Origin of the sequence: Streptomyces sp. NPDC059853 (genome assembly GCF_042731495.1) — a bacterium.
Lineage (GTDB): Bacteria > Actinomycetota > Actinomycetes > Streptomycetales > Streptomycetaceae > Streptomyces.
The window spans coordinates 1-1108 of the sequence record NZ_JBHWJL010000018.1 but is presented as its reverse complement, the minus strand read 5'-3'; the positions used below and the strand labels follow the sequence as shown (position 1 = coordinate 1108).

Here is a 1108-nt window from a genome sequence, read left to right as displayed (position 1 = left end):
CCCCAACCCCGGACGGCACCCGGTATCCCTCGCCTGGCAGACCCAGGCGACCACCGACCCCGATCGCCTCCTGGCCTGGCTCCGCGCCGACCAGGAGGCGAATTTCGTTACGGCCACCGGCGTCGCCCACGACGTGCTCGACGTCCCCGCCCGGGCCGGCCACGCCGCCCTGGAACGGCTCGCCGCCGAGGGCACCGGCACCGGCCCGGTCGCCGTCGCCGACCCCGACCGGATGCTGTTCTTCACCGCCACCCGCGGCACCCCGGACGACGAGGACGAATGGTGGCCCTGCGTCCTGGACTGCCACCCCGAGACCATGGACGAGCACCCCGGGCTGCGCTGGCACTGCCGCGGCAGCTACGTCCTGGTGCCGCCGTCCCGGGTGACCGGCGGCCCGGGCAGCTCGGTCCGGTGGCTGCGCGCCCCCGGCCTGCCGCTGCCCGAACCCCTCACGCTCCTCGAAGCGCTCACGGACGCCTGCGCCGAGGTGGCCAGGGCCGAGCAGGACGCGTCACTCACCCACGGCTGAGGTCACCCCGGTCACCCGGGACGGCACCGCGATGTCGCCGCCACCGGCCGCCGGGACCAGCGCCGCGTGCATGGCGACCCGCACCAGCGTCACCGACGTCTCGGCGGTGCCCTCCATCAGCACCTCCACCAGCGGATCGACCACCGGGGTCTCGCCCTCGGCCATCGTCTGCTTCTCGTGGTGCCGGGTGCTGAAGAACACCAGCGCGCCGCCGTCCGTGTCCCGCAGCGCCACCGGCGCGAAGTCCGGCTCGGTGGGCACCGAGTCCTGGTACTGCATGGCGTACGCCGGGTTGCTGTTCGACTCCTCGCGGCGCTCCACCGCCTCCGTGGTGTACGTGCCGTCGGCGAACGGCCCGGCCTTCGAGCCGAGGAAGTCGTTGTAGGCCTCGCCCACCTGCCCCGGCGGCACCACCAGACCGGCGTCGTCCGCGTCGTCCGCGTCCCCCGCCGGGATCGGGATGTCCTCGGCGTACCCGTCCTCGTCCACCGCGAACTCCGGCATCAGCGACGGGTCGAGGACCGAGAGGTAGCTCGCCATCCAGTCCTCGTCGATCCCGCCCCGGGTGATCACCAGCAG

The 1108-nt window shown here is 74.0% G+C and carries 1 protein-coding gene and 1 pseudogene; one reads left to right on the top strand and one right to left on the bottom strand.

What is annotated here, in order from left to right; all coding sequences use genetic code 11:
• Positions 1-529, top strand: a 529-nt coding sequence (locus tag ACFV5N_RS03600; RefSeq protein WP_385593521.1) for a bifunctional DNA primase/polymerase, incomplete at its 5' end; no start/stop codon positions are given.
• Here ACFV5N_RS03600 and ACFV5N_RS03595 read toward each other — a convergent pair.
• A pseudogene (locus ACFV5N_RS03595) lies at positions 512-1108 on the bottom strand (hypothetical protein); the annotation flags it as partial. The gene ACFV5N_RS03600 and the pseudogene ACFV5N_RS03595 sit on opposite strands and share 18 nt — an antisense overlap.